Genomic DNA, 24,372 nt, shown 5'->3' with positions numbered 1-24,372 from the left:
ACTAAGACCTCCCTTAGTGGTTTATGTGTCAGAGCGGATTATTTTAACAACAATTTATTAACCCGCTTTAAATACCCTGCTGGGTCATCAGGCTGTCCGCCGTCTGCAATTAGGGCTTGGTCAAAGATAACTTGTGCCAAATCATCAAAATCGCCACCATCTTCTAAACGTGCAATCAGCGGATGCGTTGGATTAATTTCAAGCGTGGGTTTGATGTCAGGCACAGGTTGCCCCATCGCTTTTAGCATTTGAGCCATTTGTGGGGTCAGCTCGCCATCGCCCACAACAAGACAGGCAGGAGAATCCACCAGACGGCTCGTTACTCGCACGTCTTTGGCTCGTCCGCCAAGCACGCCTTTTAGGCGTTCTACCACAGGCTTGAAGGCTTCTTCTTGTTTTTTGACTTCTTCTTTTTCGGCGTCATCGGTCAAATCACCCAAATCCACCGCCCCTTTGGCGATATTTTGTAATGGCGTGCCGTCAAATTCGGTCAAGAAGTTCATCGCCCATTCGTCCACTTTTGACGTCATGAGGATAACTTCAATGCCTTTTTTATTAAATAGCTCTAACTGCGGGCTGTTTTTGGCAGAAACTAAGTTTTCGGCAGTCAGGTAATAAATCGCCTTTTGACCGTCTTTCATGCGTGCCTTGTAGTCGGCAAAACTGGTCTCAACGCTGTCATTTGTGCTGGTGGCATAGCGGAGCAGTTTGGCGATACGCTCTTGGTTAGCTTTGTCTTCGCCCAAGCCTTCTTTGATGACATCGCCAAACTCTTTGTAAAAGTCGGCAAATTTGGCTTGTTTGGTTTCATCTTCGCTATTTGCTAGGCTTGCCAACAGGGTCAGCACACGGCGGGCGTTGCCTTCACGAATAGATTTGACATCACGAGACTCTTGCAAAATCTCACGGCTCACATTAAGCGGTAAATCAGCACTGTCAATCACACCCTTGACAAAACGCAGGTACATGGGAAGAAGCTGTTCGGCATCGTCCATGATAAACACACGCTTGACGTAGAGTTTTAGCCCACGTTGCTGTTCACGGGCGTACAGGTCAAACGGGGCTTTTTTGGGGATATACAAAAGCTGAGTATATTGCACACGCCCTTCGACTCGGTTGTGCGTCCACGTCAGTGGCTCATCAAAATCGTAGCTTACCGTCTTATAAAACTCGCTGTACTCATCATCGCCAATCTCGCTTGGCGTGCGTGTCCATAGGGCGGACGCTTTGTTAATCGTCTCCCATTCGTCCGTCAAAATCATCTCGCCATTTGGCACAGGGGCGTTTTCGTCTTGCTCCCCATTTTCTGAAACGTCTTCTTGCCACACTTCTTTACGCATTTGAATGGGCAGACTGATGTGGTCGGAGTATTTTGATACGAGCGACTTGATTTTATAGCGGTCAAGGTAGCTGTATTCGCCGTCTTCACGCTCTACAAATTCATCTTTTAGGTGTAAGATAATGGAAGTACCACGGGTAGGCTTGTCAATAGACTCGGTCGTGAATGAGCCTGTGCCGTCCGACACCCAACGTACGCCCCCGCTACTTGGTTCGCCAGCTTTACGGGTCTCTACCGTGATTTTGTCCGCCACGATAAAGCCAGAATAAAAGCCCACGCCAAACTGTCCGATAAGGTTGCCGTCTTTTTTATCGGCGTCTGATAATTTGTCCAAAAAGGCTTTGGTGCCTGATTTGGCAATCGTGCCTAAGTTGTCAATCACGTCCGCTTCGTTCATGCCAATGCCGTTATCGCTGATGGTTAAGGTTTTGGCATCTTTGTCGATTTCAATACGAATGGCAAGTTCGCCGTCATTTTCATACAACGCATCATCGCTTGTTGCCAAAAAGCGTAATTTATCACACGCATCAGAGGCATTGGATATCAATTCACGGATAAATATGTCAGGATTTGAGTAGAGTGAATGTGTTACAAGATGTAGAAGCTGATTGACTTCGGTTTCAAAGGTGTGGTTTTTTACGGTCATAAAAATATCCTGTTAAGTTAAAAATTAACAGGATAAAAATAGGGATGCAGACGGATTTTTCAAGGGAATTTTTTTACCCATGCATCAATCATGACATCAATCGTGTTATTAATCACATGACCAATCACACACACCCAACCAAATGGGTCATGTCATTCTTGTTATATCATTATAGTCATCGTACCTGCCGATAGTTAGCCTCTGGCACATATGAATTTGCCGTCGCCTTGGGCATGACAATCCATAAGATAAAATAAATCAATACCCCCGGCACAGCAACACTAAACGTTGAGATGACGACAAATAAGATTCTTACCATCATGGGCGACCAACCCAAATATTCAGCGATGCCACCCATCACCCCTGCTATCATGCAGTGATGGCGAGAACGGTGTAATTTGTATAATTTTGCTTGTGTCATAATAAAACCTTACTTTGTAAAACCCCAGCTTGGTTAGTTTCATTTACCTTGCAAATTTGCGTATAATACACATTTGTATCATTGTATAATAAAGTATGATAAAAGCTCATTGGGACGTGCTTGTTTTTGGTTTTTGCAATTAAAAATATTTTATAAAAATGTCATCGGCGGTAGACATGCCCAACAAGGGTGATTAGAATAACAGCCAACGTCATGATTTTCAAGAGTTTTTACTCTATTTTACCATTTTCACCTAACATTACAAAAAGGCGACACAATGAAAACAGGCATTCTAATTGGATATTTTGAACCGCTGCATTTGGGGCATTTGGCAGACATCAATCACGCCACAGGGCAGACAGATACTCTGCATGTCGTGATACTACCCAAAGATGGCGACAGTCTTTTTAAACCAACTCTACAAGACAAAGCCAGAGCTGTGCAAGTGGCATGTGGTTTTTTTGACTTTGTTAAAGTGCATACCGCTCAGAGTCTAAATTTGACCGATTTACATGGGCAAGCTTGGGCTTATGATGAACCAAATTCTGACACATCAGTCATCAGCCTTATCATCAACGCCCTACACATTTATGACAATCCCACATTATTTGTCAAACAGTCATTTGCCAATAATCTTCTCTCAAATACCCCTTTGACAATCCAAATCCAACAAATGACCCCATTGCCCAACAATGCTTATAACAGCATCGCCATTTATCAAAATCCCATCACTCATTTTCACGCCATCGCCCCATCCGCCAAACAAAACTACACCCAAACCGTCTGTATCGTCGGTGGCGAAAGTTCTGGAAAAACCACACTTGTGCATAAACTTGCCAATCATTATGGGGCAAATTTTGTCTTAGAAATGGGGCGACTTTATACCCACAGCGATTTGGGCGGTACGGAGATTGGATTGCAATACAGCGATTACCCTATTATTGCCAATCAACATTATTTGGCAATTCAAAACGCCCTAAAAAACGCCATTAGCCCCATTACCATTATTGATACCGATTTTATTACCACCCAAGCCTTTTGTGAAACGTATGAAAATCGCACCCACCCTTTATTAACCGCATTTTGTGAAAATGTCAAAATGGATTATACCATTATGCTTGACAATAATGTCAAATGGGTTGCAGACGGAATGCGGTCATTAGGCTCAGACGATGAACGCAGTGCTTTTTCAAAGACGCTCATGAGATTATTTAACAAACATCAAATTACCCCACATATTATTAACGATAAAGACTATCACGACAGATATTTATCGGCGGTCAAATTTATTGATGCTGTTATTTTTAAAAAATGATTTAAAATGATTTAAAATGATTTAAAATGATTTAAAAATTTGTCAATAAAATTAACACAAAAAATCGGGGACATGCCCCGATTTATGATGATGGATATTTTAAAACAACCCCTTTATCCAATCCACCAAACTCTCCCACATGCGACTGACAAACCCCGCCTGCTCTGCATCTTCATCGGCGATGATGGGCGTGCTGGCAACCGTTCTGCCATCTAATACTGCCATCATCTGACCAAGCTCTTGTCCTTTTTTGATGGGAGCGGTGATGTTATCATTAAGCTTGATGGCGGTGGTGAAATTGCCCGTTTGGTTTTTGGTGGTGAGCACTTTTAGGTCACTGAGCGTACTGGCAGTAACGGTTTTGTTTTTGCTAAATTTGACGGGGATATTGCCTGCATTTGTTCCGCTGGTGGCGACAACCACATTGGTAAAATGCCCAAAACCGAAGTCTAGTAGCTCACGAGCTTGGTCGGCACGGGCTTGCATGCTCTTTGCCCCAAGCACGATGGCAATCAGACGCATGTTGTCTTTATGGCTTGACGCCGCCAATGAATACCCAGACTCGCTGGTATGTCCTGTTTTTAGACCATCAACGGTGGCATCCGTGAACAATAAGGCATTGCGATTGCCTTGTTTGATGTTGTTATAGGTAAACTCTTTTTCGCTATAAATGGGGTAATACTGTGCTGAGTTCTTGATGACCGTGCGTGCCAGCACCGCCAAATCATGAGCCGATGAGCGATGTCCTTCGGCAGGCATGCCTGTGGCATTGGCAAAATGGGTGTTGGTCATGCCCAGTTTGGCAGCTTCATCATTCATAATCACCGCAAAGGCGGATTCTGACCCCGAGATATGCTCCGCCACGGCAATCGATGCATCATTGCCAGACTGTACGATGATGCCCCGTAGCATGTCAATGGCGGTGGCACTCTCGCCCAGCGGTACATACATGCACGACTGACTGCTTGACCCCCGACACCATGCCGTCTCGCTAACCTTGATGGGTGTGGTCTCAGATAACTCGCCTGAGAGCAGTTTTTGCTCCAAGATATAACTCGTCATCATCTTGGTCAATGACGCAGGGGGCAATGGCGTGTCAGCATTGCTCTGAGCAAGCACCGTACCTGTGTCATAATCCATCAGCACATAGGCGGCGTTGTCTTGGGTGGGGGGATTGATGCCGTTATTGGCAAAGGCGGTGACAGAGACTGTCAAAAACGCCAAGGCTAGGGAAGTTTTCTTAAAAAAAGTCATCATACCGCAAATTCACTCAAATTTATGCATAAAAAGTGCTAACTATACCAAACTTTACTAAAAATATAAAATTGTTTTTACTGTTTTTGTCGTTTTGACAAAATTCCTTTTGGTCGCCCAATCCACACTGCTTTAAAATGCTCGGCTCACATTGGCAAAGTCCACACAAAGCTCTCTGTTCTCATTTGGGGGGAAGCTCTTTGTCCATGAACGTACATTTTGTAGTACCGCTCGGTAATCTTGCTGTGTGGACAGATAAACAAGCACTTCTTCGGGGTCGTCAGCGTTAGGGATGAATGCCCGAAGCTGACTATCATAGGCTTCATAAAACCTGTCTCTTTGACGTCCGTGTAGCATGTTTGGGCACATCTCTGCCATGACTTGTACCAACGCCAGTTCGTATTTGGTCACCCGAACATCGGTTAAGTCATTGGTGCTGACAGTATATGCCTTGGCAGGTTTGAGCAGCTTGATGTTTTTGTGTTGGGCATTGGCAGGCAAAGCGGTCATGGCAGTCATGACACAAGCACAAAACACAATCACGAACACTCGCAAGGATGTCATCTTGGCAGTGCTTTTTGTAAAAAAACCATCAAAACACGTCAATCCATGACAAGTGATGGCGATGCTAGGTTTGGCAAGACGGATGAGAGATACTGACATAAGCATGGCAATGACCGACTTATTGACTAAATGAACGGCACTATCATACCCATAAATCTTTAAAACAATGTCTCAAATTTGCCCAAAAATGTAGAATAATTGTGTTTAAAAATCAGGTTTAGTAACGATGCAGTAACAGTTGTGTCCAATTTATGAATAACTTGCCTTAATGCGTTGATTTATACAACATTCTGTTTTTGCTTTTTTAAAAAATTAATTCATAAAATCATCACATTTTGGATATTTTTCTTTATAATACCCTTTACCCCATGCTCAACTTTGATATAAGCGATTGATTTATCAAGGGCAAATGACAATTTGCCCCTACAACTCAAAAATAATTATTGAATAATCAATAATTTGCCATTTTAAGTTGAGAGCAAAGTATCCTTTTTAATTTTAATAACATCATCATGAATCATAACCGCCTAATTGACCCCAACACCAAAAAAGACGACAATCTTGACCGTGCCATTCGCCCCACCGCCCTATCTGACTACATCGGACAACCCAAAGTGCGTGAGCAGATGGAGGTGTTTATCACTGCCGCCAGACAACGAGGCGAGGCGTTAGACCATACGCTCATTTTTGGCCCCCCTGGTCTGGGTAAAACCACCCTTGCCAACATCATCGCCCGTGAGATGGGCGGAAATCTACGCTCCACCAGTGGCCCTGTGTTAGAGCGGGCGGGCGATTTGGCTGCCATGCTGACTAACCTAGAAGAAGGGGACGTGTTATTTATTGATGAAATTCATCGCTTATCGCCTGTCATTGAGGAGATACTCTACCCTGCGATGGAGGATTTTCAGCTTGACATCATGATAGGCGAAGGCCCTGCTGCTCGCTCTATCAAACTTGACCTACCCCCCTTTACGCTCGTGGCGGCAACCACTCGGGCAGGACTTTTGACATCGCCCTTGCGTGATAGATTTGGCATTGTCCAACGCCTTGAATTTTATGATGTGGCGGACTTGACCACCATTGTGAGACGTTCGGCACGCCTGTTAGGCATTGACATGGAGGAGATGGGGGCGGTAGAGGTTGCCAGACGTTCTCGTGGTACGCCCCGTATCGCCAACCGTCTGTTACGCCGTGTGCGTGATTATGCCGAGGTTAAGGGCGATGGCGTGGTTACAGGGCAAATGGCAAGCCTTGCCCTAGATATGCTCTCGGTGGACAAACAAGGGCTTGACCACTTAGATAGGCGTTATCTGTCCATGCTAAAAGAGCGTTTTGATGGGCGACCTGCGGGCGTGGAAGCGATTGCAGCGGCGATGGCGGAGGACAGAGGGACATTAGAGGACGTGATAGAGCCGTATCTGATTCAGCAGGGTTATATCCAACGCACCCCAAAGGGGCGGATACTGTTGGATAAGGGCATGATGGTGGAGGATTAGGCGAAAATCACAATCGTTTAACTTCAAAATACGCCTATTGGCGGTAGGTGCGTGTGATGCACCCTAAAACAAAACCACGCCCTTTGACGTGGTTTTGCCCCATTAAGCCGTCTTAGATTAAGCGATTTTGGACTTTTTAAACCACCGCCCCACATCGTCCATCAGTGTGTAGACCACTGGTATCACCACAAGGCTCAAAAACGTGGACGTGATAAGACCGCCTAACACCGCCACTGCCATCGGACGGCGAAAAGTTGAATCCACCCCACCCCAGCCGAACACCAGTGGCAACATACCTGCCCCCATTGCAATGGTCGTCATGATGATAGGGCGAGCCCGCTTACGGCACGCGTCCAGTATCGCATCTAGGCGAGATTTACCCTGTTGCTCGGCGATGATGGCATAATCCACGAGCAAGATAGAGTTCTTGGTGGCGATACCCATCAGCATAATAAAGCCAATCATGGACGAAATGGACAGGCTAGACCCTGTTACCACCAAACCAATCAACGCCCCACCGATAGACAACGGCAACGCCATAAGAATAGTAAAGGGCTGTAACACCTTATGAAACAGTAGCACCAGCACGCCAAAGATACAAAATATCCCCACACCCATCGCAATGACAAAGCCTGTAAATAGCTCTGCCATACTATCGGCTTGCCCCTCGTCCATCGCACTTACACCATCAGGCAGATTGGTCAGGCTTGGCAAGCCTTTAACGGCACTGACCACCTCGCCTAACTCCTGCTCGGACTGCACCGTGATTTTGATACTGCGTTCACGATTGAGACGGCGAATCTCCGCCTCGCCTGTGGTAAAGTCAATATCCGCCACTTCCGAGAGCTTGACCGCATTGTTCGTACTGCTTGGCACATATAGACCAGACAACGCCACAGGGTCGGCACGCACGCTGTCAGGCAGTCGCACGACAATGGGGATTTGGCGTGTGTCAAGGCTTAGCTTAGAGAGTGCCTGCTCATAATCGCCCTGCGTGGCGATACGCAAGGTATCGGCAAGCGACTGCGTGGTAACGCCCTTATCCGCCATACGCATGGGGTCAGGGATAACGGCAAGCTCAGGCTTAGGCAACGGTTTGTTACTGCTCACCGATGAGACGCTTGGCAGTCCACGAATCTCCGCCATGACCTTATCCACCGCCTCTTCTAGCAGTCTGGGATTATCCGAACGTAGCGAAAATCCATAGCCCGTATCGCCCCCTGCCGACATACCCACCGTAAAGCGAGCAGACGGCACACCCTTGATGACGTCCGATATGGCGTGCTCTATCTCTGTCTTAGGGGGGCGTTCGCCACGTGGGGCAAGCACGACATTGAGTGTGGCGTTATTTTCCGCCCCTGCGGACGCATTGCGACTGTCTGCCCCACCGCCTGCCGTCCCCACCGACACGAACACCGACTGCACGCCATCGATGTGGCGGATACGCTCGGCGGTCATGTCTGCGATGACGGTCGTGTCGTTTAGCACCGCATCAGGGGTTAGCTCTAAGGTAAGCTGGGTCTGGTCGCTGTCATCTGCCGGCACGAACTCACCCGAGAGTAGCCCTGCCATCGCCAACGAACCGATAAACAGCACAATGGTCGCCCCAAGCGTGATAAAGCGGTGCTTTAATGTCCATGACACCAGTTTGAGATAGGCAGTCATGGTTTTGCTTGTCGTTTCGGTTTTGGGCTGTTCAGGTTTTAGGATATATGCCGCCATCATGGGCGTAACCAGACGTGCCACCAGTAGCGAGATAAACACCGAAATCGCCGCCGTCCACCCAAACTGCTTAAAAAACTGCCCCACCACCCCACTCATAAAGGCAGTCGGCAAAAACACGGCAATGAGCGTAAACGTGGTCGCCACCACCGCAAGTCCAATCTCATCTGCCGCCTCCATCGCCGCCTCATACGGGGTCTTACCCATGTGTAGGTGTCGCATGATGTTCTCCACCTCGACAATGGCATCATCAACCAACACACCGATGACGAGCGACAAGGCAAGCAGTGAGATGATATTTAAACTAAAATCAAACACATACATCGCCAAAAAGGTCGGTATGATAGACAAAGGTAATGCCGCTGCCGCCACCAAAGTCGCTCGCCAGTTTCGCAAAAACAGCCACACCACGACCACCGCCAAGATACAGCCTTCGATGAGCATTTTCATGCTGGCATTATAATCTTCAAACACCGGCTGGGCGTTGTCATAGATTTTTTGGACACGGATATGCGGTATCTCTTGGGCGAGTTTGGCAAGCTCATCATCAATGCCTTTGACCATGTCCACTTCACTCGCCCCACGTGAGCGAGTAAAATTGACCGCCACCACCGTCTGCCCGTCTAACTTTGCCACGCTACTTCGGTCGGCATGAGCATCATGAATACTGGCAAGCTGACCCAATGGCACGCCCCCTGCCGGAGTAACGACTTGGATATGAGCCAACTCCTCGACACTGCGTGCCGCCCCTAGCACTCGAATGGTCTGCATACCGCCACCGATTTTGGCGGTGCCACCTGTGGCATCTGTCTGTGAAGCGGTGATTTGGTTGGACAAATTACCAATGGGTAGCCCCCAACCATTTAGCTTTGCCACATCAGGAGCGACGATGATTTGACGTTCAATACCGCCCACACGGCTCATCGTCCCCACGCCTGCAACATTGGATAGGCGTTTGTTTAATGTGTCATCAACAAACCACGACAGCTCCGCCTCGCTCATGTTATCGGACGCCACCGAGTAGCCTGCCACAGGAAAGCCTGCGGTAGAGACTTTGGTGATAATCGGCTCTTCGGCAGCAGCCGGCAAATCACTGCTAATCTCATCTAGTGCCGAACGCACGTCATCAACCGCCTCTGATAGGTCTTTTTCTAAGACAAATTCGGTGTGTACCGTCGCCACGCCTGTTTGCAAGGTCGAGCGAATGTGCTTGACCCCTGATATGGACGTGATTTTGTTTTCTATTTTTTTGGCGACGTCTGTTTCTAGCTGGGCTGGGCTTGCCCCCGAATAAGCCACCGTAACGATGACGGCAGGCACATCAATGTCGGGGAACTGCTGAATTTTCATGTTATTAAAAGCAAGCAATCCACCAAGCGTAAATAGGGTAAACAACAAAATCGCCACTAAGGGGTTTTTGATAGAATAGGCTGAAAAGTTCATGGGTTTTGTGCCTTATTCTCTGTCATGGCTTGGGTTGTATCTTTGGTCATGTCTTGTATCATGACGATATTCACCAAGTCATTTTCATTTAAAAAACTCACCCCATTTGCCACAATGAGTGTATCAGACGGCAAATCGGTCGCCACTTTGTCCTGCTCACGAGCCAAGACGGTGATTTTTTGGCGTTGGGTTTGGTAAATGTCTATCTGGTCGGTTTTGGCAAGTTGCCACACATAATCATAGCCGTCCGTACTCATGACCGCCGAACTGGGTATGGCGTGATGACTTTGACTGCCTAGCACGAATTGTCCACGCTGATATGTCCCTGCTCTTAGGGCAGAGTGGGCGGGCATGGCGACATGCACGACTATCTCACGCCCTGCGTTGGCGGTTGGCGACAGATGAGTAACCTGCCCTGCCACGCTCTCATCGCCCACCACGACCTGTGCCTGCTGTCCGACATGGATACGCTCAGCATCGGCAGGCGAGAGTGTCGCTTGCCATTCTAGCCGTCCGCCTTTGATGATACTAAATAATGGCGTGCCACTAACCAATACACCGACCTGTGCGTTTTTGGCACTGATAATCCCTGCCACAGGGGCAATGATTTGGGTATTATTTAGGTTGCTTTTGGCGGTGCTAAGGCGTGCCAAACTCGCCTTTTCGGTTGCTTGGGCTTGTTTTAGAGCGGTGCGATAGCTGTCCACCTGCTGACGACTGACCGCATCAATGGCAAGCAGTGGCTCCACTCGTGCCAAATCCGCCTGTGCCTGCTCACGGCTCGCCCTTGCCTGCTCATAATCCGCCTGTGCCTGCACCGCATTCTCACTCATGGTGTCTTTATCTAGCACGGCAAGCACCTGCCCTGCCTTGACATGGTCGCCCACTTCAACGAGTACCTGCTCAATGGTCGCCCCTGTGATTTTGGCACTGACTTCGGCAGTCTCTTTGGCACTCATCACGCCACTGGCGGACAAGCTGTCTGATACAAGCATGGGGCTTGGCGTGGTCGCCTGCACGGTCATGGCAACTTTGGTGTTATCAGGTGCATCGGCGGACGTGGCAGATGTGGGGCGAGCAGTCTCTGACGGCTTGGCGGTTATTCGCCCTATTAGCACACCAAACACCACAAGGGCAATGGCACACATCGCCCACAATAAGGGATTTTTGGGATTAAAAGTTGGCTTGTTCATGGTGATTTTATGAGTGATAAAAACAGCATTGTAGCAAGGTCGGGGGGATTGTCAAGGGTATTTATACTACTTCACGTCCGTGTTTTTTATCAGCTCTCTTAGCCTATCTCGCTCCCTTATCAGCTCTATTTTTTGATTATCAAAATAATCTTGCCAATCATCAATGCTACTCACCACTTGATAGCTTTGGCTTGCCTTAATCTCATCAATGATAAGTTTCAGATTATCCAGTTTTTGGGATAATTGGGTTTTGATGAGTTGCAATTTGTCATTTTTAGTTATAATATTTTATGAAATATGATTTATGCTAGGGCATGTTGAACATTGATAACATTTTTATTGGAAATTTGATAAAAAGTTGATGGTTTAATCAATTTTTGCATGAAAATGATTATCAGCCTACGTTTTTTCCTTGAAAACGTGCGATTCCCCCTGTTTCTCATTGCAAATACAAAAGGCAGGCACGCCCTAGATTTTTTGTTATAGTGATGTTAAAATTTAAAAAAATTTAAGCGAGATAATTTTATGACTGCCACTAATTTTAAAACGGTAAACCAAACCTATCGCCAATTAATTGGTAATGGTTTGACTTACTCTATTCCGAGATTTCAGAGAGATTATAGTTGGACGGTTGATGAATGGGATGATTTATGGCAGGACTTGTTGATCGCTATTGAAGATAAGGCAAATAATAAAGACAGTTCGCATTATATGGGTTACTTGGTATTGCAATCAAGCGATGACAAGAATTTCGATGTCATTGATGGGCAGCAACGCTTAACCACGCTAAGCATTGTTGTTTTGGCTGGCTTAAAAAATCTGCAAAAACTCATTAATGATCATCCTGAATTTGCCCAACAAAATCAACAACGCTTAGAACAACTGCGACAAACTTATGTTGGTTATTTAGACCCCATTACATTACAACCTAAATCTAAGTTAAATCTAAATAACAATAATGACTTTTTTTATCAAAATTATTTGGTTACTTTATCAGAAAACATACCAAGAAGAAATATGAGATCATCGGAGCATTCTTTGCGAAAAGCATTTGAATGGTTTGATGATAAGATTGCTAAGTATATTAAAAACAGTGAAAATAAAGGAGTAGAGATTGCAACCTTTATTGGAAATATGAGTGATTTATTATTTTTTACAGTAATTACTGTAAATGATGAACTAAATGCCTACAAAGTATTTGAAACATTAAATGCTCGTGGCATTAAATTATCATCAACCGACTTACTAAAAAATTATTTATTTTCTATCATTCACAAAGAAACCAATCATTTGGACAATAATCATGAATTAAATGGTCTAGAAAGACATTGGAACAAAATTGTGGAGCGACTTGGCTCAGAAAGCTTTCCTGATTTTTTAAGGGTATTTTGGAATAGCAAATACTCTTTTGTTCGTCAAAATGAATTATTTAAAAAAATTAGAGATAAAATAACCAATCGTAGAGAAGTATTTTCATTAATTAGAGAAATTGATGAAAATATTGACCTATATCTATCCTTGAATAATCCAAGCACAGCAACAAATTGGTCTTTAAATGCTAGAAAATATGCTGAAACACTAAAAATGTTTAATGTTAAACAGCCTTACGCTTTGTTAATGTCTGCTTATCGCAACTTCAAGGCAGAAGGCTTTGAAAAAACATTGAAAACTTGCGTTATCATTTCGTTTCGCTATAATGTTATTGGCGGTTTACATACAGGCGAGTTAGAGCGTGTTTATTACAAAGCATCAGAAAAAATTAATGAGAATATCCGCTATTCAGACATGATTTTATTACTAAAAGAAGTTTATGTAAAAGATGAGCATTTCAAATCCTATTTTTCAGATAAAATATTAAAAACCACATCATCAAGAAATAAAAAAGTAGTAAGATATATTCTGACAGAAATAGAACGCAAAGAAAGCGGCGTTAACAACCCTGCTTTAGATGATACAGACGTTAATATTGAGCATATCTACCCTGAGAACCCTGATGAAGGTTGGGAGATTTTTGACTTCAAGGACGGCGAATCCATGACTTACAGACTGGGCAACATGGCGTTGTGCGAGAAAAACATAAACAGCCAAATGGCAAATTTGGAATTTGAGCAAAAAAAACCTGTATTGACTCAAAGTCATTTTCAGACCACAAGGGCGATTGCTGATTATCCAGACTGGAATCCAGATGCAATCACAAAACGCCAACGGTTAATGGCGAAGGTTGCTACAAGTATTTGGCGAATAGACCAATTAAGCTAACTTCAAAAGCAAGCACAAAAGAGTTTACGTTTACGCCCCCACAAACTCCCCACTTTCCCTAAGCCATAGCCCTATCATCGCTTGGGTTAGGGCGGTTTTGTTGGGCGATTTGATGAGATGATTGGCAAGGTTTTGGGCGATATGTAGCAAGCTCTCATCTCGCACGATGTCCGCCAGATAGTAACCCATATCCCCCGTTTGGCGTTTGCCCAGTAGCTCGCCTGCCCCACGCAGTTCCAAGTCCTTTTGGGCGATGACAAAGCCGTCCGTACTGTCTCGCAGGATATTGAGCCGTTCTATGCCTGTGAGCGATAGGGGCATTTGATACAGTAGCACACAAAAGGATTTTTCCGAGCCACGCCCCACACGCCCACGCAGTTGGTGAAGCTGAGACAGTCCGAGCCGTTCGGCATTTTCTATCACCATAAGGGACGCATTTGGCACGTCCACGCCCACTTCTATCACAGTGGTGGCGACTAGCAAGTCAATGTCGCCCTGCTTAAAGTCATTCATTACCGCTTGCTTATCACCCGCTTTCATTTTGCCGTGTACCAGTCCAATGCGTATATCCAACCGCTCGCACAGGTCTTGATACAACAGCTCTGCCGACTGTGCGTCTAGGGCGGTGGACTCTTCAACGAGCGGACACACCCAGTAGGCTTGTTTGCCGTTTTTGCAGTTGATGCGTATCCGCTCAATCACTTCATCACGGCGGTCTCGGTTAATGGTAACAGTGGTAATGGGCGTGCGATTGGGCGGTAGCTCATCTATCACCGACACATCCATGTCGCCATACATACTCATCGCCAACGTGCGTGGAATGGGGGTGGCGGTCATGGCAAGCTGATGTGGCGTGCTGTTTGCCACGCCTTTACTGACCAGTTTCAATCGTTGCTCCACGCCAAAACGGTGCTGTTCGTCAATGATGACAAGCCCCAATTTGGCAAACGCCACACCGTCCTGAAATAAGGCGTGCGTACCAACCACGATTTGCACGTCATTATTGATAATGGCACCTAAACTGGCGTTGCGTTCTTTGGCGGTCTGTTTGCCAGCAAGCCAGCCCACGCCAATACCCATAGGCTCAAACCATTTTTTAAAATTAATCAGGTGCTGTTCTGCCAAAATCTCGGTCGGTGCCATAATTGCCACTTGCCAACCGCTATCAATGGCATGACACGCCGACAAGCCTGCCACAAGCGTTTTGCCTGCCCCCACGTCCCCTTGCACAAGGCGGAGCATGGGCGTACTGGTGGCAAGGTCGGCAACTATCTCACCAACAACACGCTGTTGGGCGTTGGTCGGACGAAAGGGCAGACTTGCCACAAGCCTATCGGCAAGCGGACTGACACGCTCGCAAAAAGGGGCTTTGTGGGTGTGCAGGTTTTGTTTGCGGTACAAAAACACAAGCTGATGAGCGGTAAGCTCTTCTATAATGAGCCTTTGGCACGCAGGGTGGGTGCGGTCTTTTAGCCCTGTCAAAAGTGCCGTTTGGCTAAAAATATCCGCCTGTGGGTCAGGCAGGTGTATGGCGGTCAAGGCGGACAACAAATCGCCCTGCACACGCACGCCCACGCTATTAAAATCATCATCGGACAGACAGGTCAAAGGCGACTGGCGGACGGCGTTAATCGCCATGCGGACAAGCTGACGCAGTTTGTTTTGATGAAGCCCTTTGACGGTCGGATAAATGGGTAAAAGCCCACTTTCAAACGTCTTTGTCCCTGTGATATGATACTCTGGATGAGCCATTTGCACGCCATAGCGACTGACCTTTATCTCGCCAAATGCGGTAATGTTCGCCCCCACGGTCATGGTTTGTAACAGAGTCGGATAGGTTTTAAAAAACTGCAAAACAACCATGCCCCCGCCCCCATGACTGTTGTCTTCTAGGCACACCGATAACCGTCCTTTGTTGCTCGCCACGTCCGTGATGACCCCTGCAATCATGCACACTTGCCCGTTTTCTACCGTGTTCATCGGTACGGTACGGCTACGGTCTTCATAATCTCGGGGCAGGTGCATGAGCAAATCAAAAATGCGATGAATGTCAAGCTCGGCAAGTTTTTTTGCCAACGGCTGACCCACGCCTGCAAGGGCGGTAATGGGGTATTGGGTGGGGGCAAGGTTAGTCATGGATTTGGGTGATAATTATTTTTGGTCATTGTAAGAGTAATAAGGTAAATTGGCAAGAATTTATCTTTTGAAATGATAAATTTTAGTAAAATAATCATTCACCAAATCATATTTTTTAAGCCATTTAACCAAAAAAATAAACCGTTTATTTTTTAATGGCATAAACGGCGGAATATACCCTACCAAAAACCACGAATGTTGTGCAAGTTTTGTGATACATTATTTACAATTTGATGACTTTTGGTGTAAAATGTCATCAGCATTACCCTATGTTGGGTTCATTTAAAAATACAATACGGCACATAACTTGCAACATCGCCAACATTGGCAAAGCATGAAGAGATACCCATGGCAAAAGTAGCAACCGAACAATTACTTGATTTTAAATACTCTGGCACCAATAGACGCGGACAAAACGTCAAAGGCGAGCTAACCGCCAAAAGCCTTGAACTGGCTCGTGCTCAGCTTAGAAAGCAAGGCATCATTGTCCAAGACGTTAGACAAAAATCCAAGCCCCTTTTTCAAATCAAAAAATCTATCAAAGCGATTGATATTGCTATTTTTGTGCGTCAGCTTGCCACGATGATGAAAGCAGGTGTGCCACTGACCCAAGCCTTTGAGATTGTCGCCGACTCGCTTGACAATCCCAGCATGAAAGAGATTGTATTAAAAGTAAAGGCGGATATTGAAGCGGGGAGTAACTTTGCCACCGCCTTACGTAAACACCCCAAATATTTTGATGACTTATTTTGTTCATTGGTTGAATCCGGTGAGCAATCGGGTGCGTTAGAGACCATGTTAGAGCGTGTCGCCACTTATAAAGAAAAAAGTGAAATGCTCAAAGCCAAAATCAAAAAGGCGATGAAATATCCGATTGCGGTTATCATTGTTGCTATTATTGTTACCGCCATTCTACTGGTTAAGGTGGTTCCAGTTTTTGCTGATATGTTTGCTGGATTTGGCGCAGAATTACCTGCCTTTACCCAAATGGTGGTTAATATGTCCAATTGGATGGTTAAGTATTATTTGGTATTTTTTATTGTACTAGCAATCCTTGTTGTGTCTTTCACCCAAGCTAAGTTGCGTAGCCAGAAATTTAGAAACTTCCTAGATAGATTGGCTCTTAAACTACCCATTTTTGGTGATATTGTCTATAAATCTATTATCGCTCGTTTTTGTCGTACGCTATCCACCACTTTTGCTGCTGGCGTGCCTTTGATTGATGCCCTAGACTCTACCGCAGGGGCAACCAATAATATCGTGTTTTATGAAGCCACACAGCGTGTCAAAGAAGATGTCGCCACCGGTCAGCAAATGCAGTTTGCCATGCGTAACACCAACCTATTTCCTAGCATGGTACTTCAAATGGTCGGCATCGGTGAAGAAGCGGGTAGTTTAGAAGAAATGCTAGATAAAGCTGCCACTTTTTATGAAAACGAAGTGGATAACGCCGTTGATGGTCTAACCAGTCTCATGGAACCAATGATTATGGCATTTTTGGGCGTGGTAATCGGTGGTCTAGTTATCGCCATGTATCTGCCAATCTTCATGATGGGTGATGTTATCGGATGATGAATTTTTTATCAGAGAACTTTTATTTTGCCCTAGCCCTAGCTGGACTGCTGGGGCTTTGTGTTGGTTCATTTTTAAATGTGGTCATTCACCGCACACCACTCATCATGAACCGAGAGTGGCGTAAAGATACAGCATGGTTTTTGGGTACACAGTCCGACCTTAACCCCAATCATGTCAAGCCCATTCAAGAGATAATTGCCAATGACGTACCCATTAGCTTATCCTTTCCGCCGTCTCGTTGCCCCAAATGCAACCACCAAATCCGTGCTTATGAAAACATTCCTGTATTAAGCTGGCTTATTCTATTGCGTGGTAAATGCTCCAGTTGTGGCAACCCCATTAGTATGCGTTATCCATTAGTGGAACTCATCACTGCCCCATTGTCTGTCTTGGTCATCTATATGCTGGGGGCAAATGTGGCAGGCGTGTTGGGGCTGATTTACCTATGGATACTCATTGCCCTAACTGGCATCGATTTTGACACACAACTACTGCCCGACCGCTTGGTTTTCCCGCTGGGTATGATAGGCTTAATGGTAAACACCCAAAATATCTTTACTTCACTAAGCTCTGCGGTGTGGGGCGGACTGCTTGGTTTTTTATCCTTTTGGTCAGTTGCCAAACTCTATGCACTCATCACCAAAAAAGATGGCATGGGAGCAGGCGATTTTAAACTTCTAGGAGCGATTGGGGCGTGGCTGGGTGTGGGTATGTTGCCCTTTTTGATTCTTGTATCTGCTGTACTAGGCTCTATCGTGGGTGTGGTTTTGATGAGACTGCGTGGTGAAAGCCGTGCCTTTGCCTTTGGTCCTTATATTGCCATTGCAGGTATCATTGCCCTATTATGGGGGCATGACATCATGGATTGGTATTTAAATATGTATAAAGTGTAAAAAGTGCTTGCCATTTAAAATTTATCTGTTATAATAGCACCACTTTTAGGCGTATAGCTCAGTTGGTTAGAGCACCACCTTGACATGGTGGGGGTCGTTGGTTCGAATCCGATTACGCCTACCACATCCAAACCCCTTGAAATACTGATATTTCAAGGGGTTTTTGCTTGTTTTGACAAAATTATTTACAAAAATAAATCTGTTTATTTTGTGCATTTTGGACGAAAAATGCGTAAAATAAAGATAAATTTATGATAAATTGACCATCAAGCACTTAGCCACCGATCGCCATGACCCAAGCCAGTTTACCTCTCTTGCCACCTTTGCCCCCCTACACCCCCACCGCTTATAAGGCTTACCTAAATGAGCTAAATGCCGATATTGATAAGCAGATTTGTGAGCAGGGCATACACGCCACAGAGACGATAGACAGCCACATCGCTAGGCGAACGCAGGCGGTAGATAACATGCTTGTGAGTATGTTTGAAGCGTTATTTGGGACAGATAGCGAGCTTGGGTTATTTGCCATTGGTGGGTATGGGCGGGGCGAGCTGTTTCCAGCGTCAGATGTGGACATTTTGATACTAGGCGACGACACGGACAGCCATCAAGCCCAGATAGAAGCGTTCGTGGCAAGCCTGTGGGACATCGGCATAGAGCCTGCCATCTCGGTGCGGACAGTGAGCGATACGATGACCGCTGTCACCGAGCATACCGTGGCGACCGCTCTCTTAGAAGCCCGTTTTTTGGCTGGTAATGACACACTGACCGACGTACCAACCCTTGCTGTCAAAGGGGCGTGGACTGCCAAAGCCTTTTTTGGTGCCAAGATGAGCGAATCCAAAGCCCGCTATCTTGCCCATAACGCCACCGAATACAACTTAGAGCCGAACATCAAGACCGCCCCTGGCACACTGCGAGATTTGCACATTATTTTGTGGCTTGGTAAGTTTTATTTTGACGGGGTGCGGGAATTTCATGATTTGGTTGAAGTAGGCTTTTTAAGCCCTGACAAATACGCCACCTTGGAGTCCGCCAAACGCTTTTTATGGTGCCTACGTCATCATCTGCACACCCATGTCGCACGCCATGATGACCGCCTGCTCTTTGACCGTCAGCGCGCCGTCGCTGTTAGCATGGGACTGGCTCATACCGATGATGACAACCGCCAAATCACGCACGCCTTAGAGCAACTCATGCGAACCTACTATCGCCATGCGATGACCACCGCCAGTCTCTCCGAGCTTTTGTGTGCGTATTTTAATGAAAACTATCTAAACCCCGAGTTTGTCACCACGCCCATTGATGAGCATTTTTATGCCATCACCGAACAGGCAAGCCCCATTGACTCATCGCTACACCAAGACGGATTGGCAAAGGACGTACTCGTCAAGCAGGGCAAACTACCAAGCCACGACCCCAAGATTGCCGTGCATGACCCACACGCCTTTGACAAGAATCCTGCCCTACTGCTTCGCATTTTTCTGGTCATGGGGCAACAAGGCATTAAAAAAATCAGTGCCAACACCCTGCGTGCCATCTACCTTGCCACGCCACGCATCGATGATGACTACCGCCAGCACCCCACCCATCAGGCTCTGTTTTTGGCAAACCTGCAAGAACCCAACTACCTATTTCATCGCCTACGCCTGATGAAACGCTTTGGCGTGCTAGGCTCATACCTACCTGCCTTTGGGCAAATCATGGGGCTTATGCAGTATGACCTGTTTCACCGCTACACCGTGGACGCTCATACTTTGCTACTCATTCGCATTTTGCACCGCTTGACGGATGTGGATAACGAGATTTATCAACAAAAATTTGACCTAGTCAGTCAGATTTATAAACAAATCCACCGCAAAGACATACTGGTCATTGTCGCCTTGTTTCATGACATCGCCAAAGGGCGTGGGGGCGACCACAGCGAACTCGGGGCGGTTGATGTGTATGAATTTTGTACATCGCACGGCATGACCGAGAGCGACAGCCAGTTTGCGTCATGGCTGGTGCGTGAACATCTGACCATGTCGCTCACCGCCCAAAAGCAGGACATCTCCGACCCTGATGTCATCGCTCGCTTTGCCCATTTTGTTGGCAGTGTCAGCAGGCTAAACCACCTGTATGTGCTGACCGTTGCCGACATGAACGCCACCAACAGCGAGCTGTGGAACTCATGGCGAGCCAGTCTGTTAAAACAGCTTTATATCAGCACCAGACAGGTGCTAAACCTTGGCATGGGCGTCGTGGACAAAGACGTCTACATCACCGGTCGCAAAAGCAAAGCCCAAGCCCTGCTGACCGACATCAACCCCACCACTTTACATGCCCTATGGGATGAGCTGGGCGATGAGTATTTTTTAAAACACAAAAAACTCGACATCGCATGGCAAAGCCGTGTCATCTTAGAACAAAAATCCGCCATCCAAGACGCTCGCCCCATCATCGCCATTCGCCCCCACACCGATTTGGCATTAGACGCCATTCAGCTATTTATCTGCACCCCCGACCGTGATGATTTGTTCGCCATCAGCGTGTGCGTGCTTGACCGCTTTGGCTTGTCGGTGCTGGACGCAACCATCGTCAGTGCCACCATTGACGGCGTGCCATCTGCCCTAGACAGCTATGTACTCATTGACCGCTTTGCCAAACGAGATGAGCATGGCACGCTCATGAGTGATTTTCTGACCCCCAGTGACAGGCGAGACGAACTGGTGAGCAAGCTTAGCCAAGCACTCACAGGAGACGCCCCCGAGTGTCAGATAGTCAGTGCCAGTTTTGGTTTTAACTTGACCTTAAAGCACTTTAACGTCCCCACGCAGGTACACATCGAGCGTGCCACCCCCCTTGTCCATCGGGGTCATCACGCCCTATCACTCATCACCAAAGACCGCCCTGCCCTACTTGCCAAAATCGGGCAAATCTTCTCAAAGCTCGGTGTGGCAGTGCATGGGGCGAGAATCACCACCCTAGGCGAGCGTGCCGAAGACATCTTTTATCTGTCTGACAAAGACGGCAGTTTGCTTGATGATGATAAAATTGAGTCGCTCAAAGTGGCTTTGATTGAAATTTTACAATAAGTCAAGTACAATAAATCCGTTTTTCTCATTCATTGCTTTTTCTCATCTGGAATCATCCATGAACATTTCTTTTTTTACCCCATTCACATCTCGCCCAAAGCTCGCCCTATGCCTTGCCCTATCCGTTTTTGCCACGACAGGCGTCAACGCAGAAGACAACGTCGATTCGGACGATTACGCACTCTTCGAGCTGTCAGAAGACATCGACGCCTGCGAAGATGATGCCAATCTACCGACGGGCTTTACTTATACTGAGTACACCAGCGACTGTCAGTACAACGAAAACATGACCGTCATCACCGATGGCACATCATTTGGTTTTGCAGACACGAACGGCAACATCGTCATCCACCCCGCCTTTGAAGAAGCCAGTCGTTTTGATGAAGGGCTTGCTTTGGTCAAACAACAAGGCAAATACGGCTACATCAATCCCAAAGGCAACTTTGTCATCCACCCCACCTTTGAAGATGCGTGGGGCTTTTGGGAGGGGCGTGCCAAAATCGCCCAAAACAGCAAATACGGTTTTATTGACAAACAAGGCAACATCGCCATCAAACCGAGCTTTGATGAGACGGGCAACTGGTTTGAACAAGGTTTGGTTTCAGTCAAAATCAATGACAAATGGGGCTTTATGGACAAAAACGGTCAAATCAAAATCGCCCCCATCTACGACCACGTCGAAGATTTTAGCGAACAGTTGGCATTGGTTGCCAAAGATACCGGTAAAACCGACAGTGATGGCGAACCCATCATTCACTACGGCTATATCACCCCCAAAGGTAAAATCGCCCTGCCCTTAAAATACGATTACGCCACCAGCTTCATCAATGGCTCTGCCATGGTCATAACAGATGACAGCATTTATTTTATCAACAAAAAAGGCGAACGTGTCGAGCCTAGCTGGCAAGAGTGATGTTAAAAAATGGGCAAGGTCAATCTTGCCCATTTGCTTTTGACTTAAAAATAATGACATCAATATGACAAACCTTCTCTAATCAGAGCGGAGTATTCTTGTGATGAAATATTGCCATGATTGCCCAAATGGGACACTTTGGGATTGGCAAAAGCATTATACTTCCAAATCATCAAATCTTGCTCATTATCAATCGCCCCTTTGTCATACAAATAATCCGCCAATCTGCCCGAAACGATAATACGATAATCCATTGGCACATCATCAATCTGACTTGCCATTTTATAAATAACGGTAGTGCAATTACTAAGTAGCGAATGATAAAATTTGGGCATATCATTTAAACGATGACCATAATCCAAATAAGTCAAAAATAGATTTCTCATTTTGTCTTTGTCATACAAAATAGGATAAACAGACACCAATTCATCTCTGATATTGGTGCGAGTATAAATCAAATCCCGCTCATCCCCTGCAATGATGGATAAATCATACATTCTAAAAAATCCACCAATCGTTGAAAATTCTTCACCAATCTCTTTTCTTGTTTCCACCGAAAAAACAAGCCTGTCAATATTGCCCGCCCCGTCGTCAAACCCAAACGACACCATGATGTGAGCGATGCTGTCCATGCCCCACGTTGTGCTAATCATATCAAGGCTTGTGAGATGATTGAGATTGTAAGTGCGAGTATCCCAACGCTCGGTATAACTGTCGCCATGCCAATCAAAATCACGCACGTTATGTATCGTGATGATATTGCCATTTTGGGTATAAGTGAATTGATGACGAAATTCATCTTGCCATATTCTGTCATTGCTGGGCTTCATACTAAAAAACCAAGCAAACACAACACCAACAACCAATCCAAAAATGCGTATAGAATAATAACTTAATTTATCAATAATGAGTGGACCCTCAAATTTTTCAATATAAGTATTGGGTATAACTGCAATGATGGATAATAATAATAAAATAAAACCAATAACAACATAAGTCACTCTCCCCAAAGGCATATGCACCCACAATGCCAAACACGTCCATATCGCCAATAAAATAATCATCATTGCATATAACATAAAAAGTTTGGTCATGATTTATCCTTAATGATTGTTATAAAATGGCTGTGGCAAATAGTAAAATTGAGCGGTATTATTTATTGGAATGATAACAAAAACCAGATATTCTAGATATTGCTATCATACCCCAAATTTGCTAAACTTGCACTTATTTTATTTGGAAAATTGTCATGATAAAAACCCAAAACATTGCCGATTTTACCCCTAATGACAACCTAGTCATTTGGGACGTGCGAGATGCTGACAGTTATAGGTCAGGTCATATCGCCCATGCCATCAATGTGCCGATTGAGCATGTCAATGCCGAGATGCTTGCCCAAAGCGTGGGCGACGTGTATGTGCTGTGTGGCGGTGGCACCAAGGCAGGGCGTGCGTGTGAGCTGTTAGAGAGCCTAGACCCAAGCCGTACTTACATCCATCTGACGGGTGGCACTCGTGGGGCAAAGGCGTTGGGCTGGACACTTATCGAAAATTAATTGATTAAAAAACATTAAAAATCAATATCTTATAAAAATTTTTAAAATTTTTAAAAATAAATGATTGACACCGCCCAAAATTACGCTATAATACGCACCACTAACAGCGATACACGTCGCAAATTGGTAAATCGGGGCGTAGCGCAGCTTGGTAGCGCATCTGCTTTGGGAGCAGAGGGTCGGGGGTTCAAATCCCTCCGCCCCGACCATTTAAAGCCTATATAGGCTTTTTTTGTTAGTGATGTAAGTTGAGCGCCTGTAGCTCAGTTGGATAGAGCATCCGCCTTCTAAGCGGGTGGTCGCAGGTTCGAATCCTGCCAGGCGCGCCATTTGCCTGATTATGAATGGCACATTTCATTATGGTGGGTATAGCTCAGTTGGTAGAGCCCCGGATTGTGATTCCGGTTGTCGTGGGTTCAAGTCCCATTACTCACCCCATATTCAAAACCACCCTATTGGGTGGTTTTTTGTGTTTCGGCTTTTTTGTTTGTCATTCATATCCATCCAACGAAAAGGAAGTGCTCAGCACGTCCCTACGTTTGCATATTAGACTTCCTGCAAAACCCTGAAT

Annotated in this window: 16 protein-coding genes, 4 tRNA genes and 1 pseudogene; 12 read left to right on the top strand and 9 right to left on the bottom strand. The window is 45.9% G+C overall.

Annotation, left to right across the window (positions count from 1 at the left end; all coding sequences use genetic code 11):
* Nucleotides 1-38 precede the first annotated feature (38 nt).
* The gene (htpG, locus tag IM753_RS07755; protein WP_194109034.1) at nucleotides 39-1,985 is read right to left on the bottom strand and encodes a molecular chaperone HtpG; all 1,947 of its coding nucleotides are present in this window, start codon (nucleotides 1,983-1,985) and stop codon (nucleotides 39-41) included.
* Between the two features lie 175 nt (nucleotides 1,986-2,160).
* Nucleotides 2,161-2,406, bottom strand: coding sequence for a PspC domain-containing protein (locus tag IM753_RS07750; protein WP_067007107.1), 246 nt, complete (start codon nucleotides 2,404-2,406; stop codon nucleotides 2,161-2,163).
* A 259-nt stretch (nucleotides 2,407-2,665) separates the two neighbouring features.
* Between IM753_RS07750 and nadR the strand changes: the two are divergent.
* Nucleotides 2,666-3,721, top strand: a pseudogene (nadR, locus tag IM753_RS07745) (multifunctional transcriptional regulator/nicotinamide-nucleotide adenylyltransferase/ribosylnicotinamide kinase NadR); the annotation flags it as partial.
* Nucleotides 3,722-3,820: 99 nt separating this feature from the next.
* Here nadR and IM753_RS07740 read toward each other — a convergent pair.
* Together IM753_RS07740 and IM753_RS07735 are read right to left on the bottom strand one after the other, a co-directional pair.
* Nucleotides 3,821-4,975, bottom strand: coding sequence for a D-alanyl-D-alanine carboxypeptidase family protein (locus IM753_RS07740; RefSeq protein WP_065256700.1), 1,155 nt, complete (start codon nucleotides 4,973-4,975; stop codon nucleotides 3,821-3,823).
* A 132-nt stretch (nucleotides 4,976-5,107) separates the two neighbouring features.
* On the bottom strand, nucleotides 5,108-5,638 hold the full coding sequence (locus tag IM753_RS07735) for an MCR_0457 family protein (protein ID WP_065256701.1): 531 nt from the start codon (nucleotides 5,636-5,638) through the stop codon (nucleotides 5,108-5,110).
* Nucleotides 5,639-6,051: 413 nt separating this feature from the next.
* On the opposite strand from IM753_RS07735, the gene ruvB reads away from it, so the two are divergent.
* Nucleotides 6,052-7,035 carry a Holliday junction branch migration DNA helicase RuvB gene (gene ruvB, locus IM753_RS07730; protein ID WP_065256702.1) on the top strand — a complete coding sequence of 328 codons (984 nt, stop codon included), beginning with the start codon at nucleotides 6,052-6,054 and terminating at the stop codon, nucleotides 7,033-7,035.
* Between the two features lie 117 nt (nucleotides 7,036-7,152).
* Here the strand turns inward: ruvB and IM753_RS07725 are convergent, their stop codons facing one another.
* The 3 genes from IM753_RS07725 to IM753_RS07715 form a co-directional block, all read right to left on the bottom strand.
* Nucleotides 7,153-10,200 carry an efflux RND transporter permease subunit gene (locus IM753_RS07725; RefSeq protein ID WP_065256703.1) on the bottom strand — a complete coding sequence of 1,016 codons (3,048 nt, stop codon included), beginning with the start codon at nucleotides 10,198-10,200 and terminating at the stop codon, nucleotides 7,153-7,155.
* Nucleotides 10,197-11,393, bottom strand: coding sequence for an efflux RND transporter periplasmic adaptor subunit (locus IM753_RS07720; protein WP_065256704.1), 1,197 nt, complete (start codon nucleotides 11,391-11,393; stop codon nucleotides 10,197-10,199). Before IM753_RS07720 ends, IM753_RS07725 begins: the two co-directional genes overlap by 4 nt.
* A gap of 66 nt (nucleotides 11,394-11,459) precedes the next feature.
* A complete protein-coding gene (locus IM753_RS07715) occupies nucleotides 11,460-11,657 on the bottom strand; it encodes a hypothetical protein (protein WP_062499026.1) in 198 nt (65 codons plus the stop codon).
* Nucleotides 11,658-11,918: 261 nt separating this feature from the next.
* Between IM753_RS07715 and IM753_RS07710 the strand changes: the two genes are divergently transcribed.
* The gene (locus tag IM753_RS07710) at nucleotides 11,919-13,652 is read left to right on the top strand and encodes a DUF262 domain-containing protein (protein ID WP_065256705.1); all 1,734 of its coding nucleotides are present in this window, start codon (nucleotides 11,919-11,921) and stop codon (nucleotides 13,650-13,652) included.
* Nucleotides 13,653-13,682: 30 nt separating this feature from the next.
* Here IM753_RS07710 and recG read toward each other — a convergent pair whose 3' ends face one another.
* Nucleotides 13,683-15,788: an ATP-dependent DNA helicase RecG gene (gene recG / locus IM753_RS07705; protein ID WP_065256706.1), complete on the bottom strand. Its 2,106-nt coding sequence runs from the start codon at nucleotides 15,786-15,788 to the stop codon at nucleotides 13,683-13,685.
* Nucleotides 15,789-16,136: 348 nt separating this feature from the next.
* Between recG and IM753_RS07700 the strand changes: the two genes are divergently transcribed.
* From IM753_RS07700 to IM753_RS07680, 5 genes are all read left to right on the top strand, one after another.
* The gene (locus IM753_RS07700) at nucleotides 16,137-17,360 is read left to right on the top strand and encodes a type II secretion system F family protein (RefSeq protein WP_194109032.1); all 1,224 of its coding nucleotides are present in this window, start codon (nucleotides 16,137-16,139) and stop codon (nucleotides 17,358-17,360) included.
* The gene (locus IM753_RS07695) at nucleotides 17,357-18,256 is read left to right on the top strand and encodes an A24 family peptidase (protein ID WP_227713104.1); all 900 of its coding nucleotides are present in this window, start codon (nucleotides 17,357-17,359) and stop codon (nucleotides 18,254-18,256) included. Before IM753_RS07700 ends, IM753_RS07695 begins: the two co-directional genes overlap by 4 nt.
* Before the next feature lie 47 nt (nucleotides 18,257-18,303).
* Nucleotides 18,304-18,380, top strand: a tRNA-Val gene (locus IM753_RS07690).
* A 166-nt stretch (nucleotides 18,381-18,546) separates the two neighbouring features.
* Nucleotides 18,547-21,333, top strand: a complete 2,787-nt coding sequence (glnD, locus tag IM753_RS07685; RefSeq protein ID WP_194109030.1) for a [protein-PII] uridylyltransferase — start codon at nucleotides 18,547-18,549, stop codon at nucleotides 21,331-21,333.
* A gap of 58 nt (nucleotides 21,334-21,391) precedes the next feature.
* Entirely contained in the window at nucleotides 21,392-22,246 is an 855-nt protein-coding gene (locus IM753_RS07680) for a WG repeat-containing protein (protein ID WP_065256709.1), read from the top strand.
* A gap of 59 nt (nucleotides 22,247-22,305) precedes the next feature.
* On the opposite strand, the gene IM753_RS07675 is transcribed toward IM753_RS07680, so the two are convergent.
* Nucleotides 22,306-23,340 (bottom strand): DUF4105 domain-containing protein, encoded by a 1,035-nt coding sequence (locus IM753_RS07675; protein WP_194109029.1) that lies wholly within the window; start codon nucleotides 23,338-23,340, stop codon nucleotides 22,306-22,308.
* Between the two features lie 155 nt (nucleotides 23,341-23,495).
* Between IM753_RS07675 and IM753_RS07670 the strand changes: the two genes are divergently transcribed.
* The 4 genes from IM753_RS07670 to IM753_RS07655 all read left to right on the top strand — a co-directional run bounded on the left by IM753_RS07670 (nucleotide 23,496) and on the right by IM753_RS07655 (nucleotide 24,239).
* Nucleotides 23,496-23,801, top strand: coding sequence for a rhodanese-like domain-containing protein (locus tag IM753_RS07670; protein WP_194109028.1), 306 nt, complete (start codon nucleotides 23,496-23,498; stop codon nucleotides 23,799-23,801).
* A 132-nt stretch (nucleotides 23,802-23,933) separates the two neighbouring features.
* Nucleotides 23,934-24,010, top strand: a tRNA-Pro gene (locus IM753_RS07665).
* Between the two features lie 43 nt (nucleotides 24,011-24,053).
* Nucleotides 24,054-24,130: transfer RNA gene (locus tag IM753_RS07660), tRNA-Arg, on the top strand.
* Between the two features lie 33 nt (nucleotides 24,131-24,163).
* Nucleotides 24,164-24,239, top strand: a tRNA-His gene (locus IM753_RS07655).
* Nucleotides 24,240-24,372: the final 133 nt, after the last annotated feature.

It is taken from the genome of Moraxella sp. K127 (genome assembly GCF_015223095.1).
Classification (GTDB): Bacteria; Pseudomonadota; Gammaproteobacteria; order Pseudomonadales; family Moraxellaceae; genus Moraxella.
The sequence above is the reverse complement of the archived record's forward strand: the minus strand, read 5'-3'. Positions and strand labels throughout refer to the sequence as shown.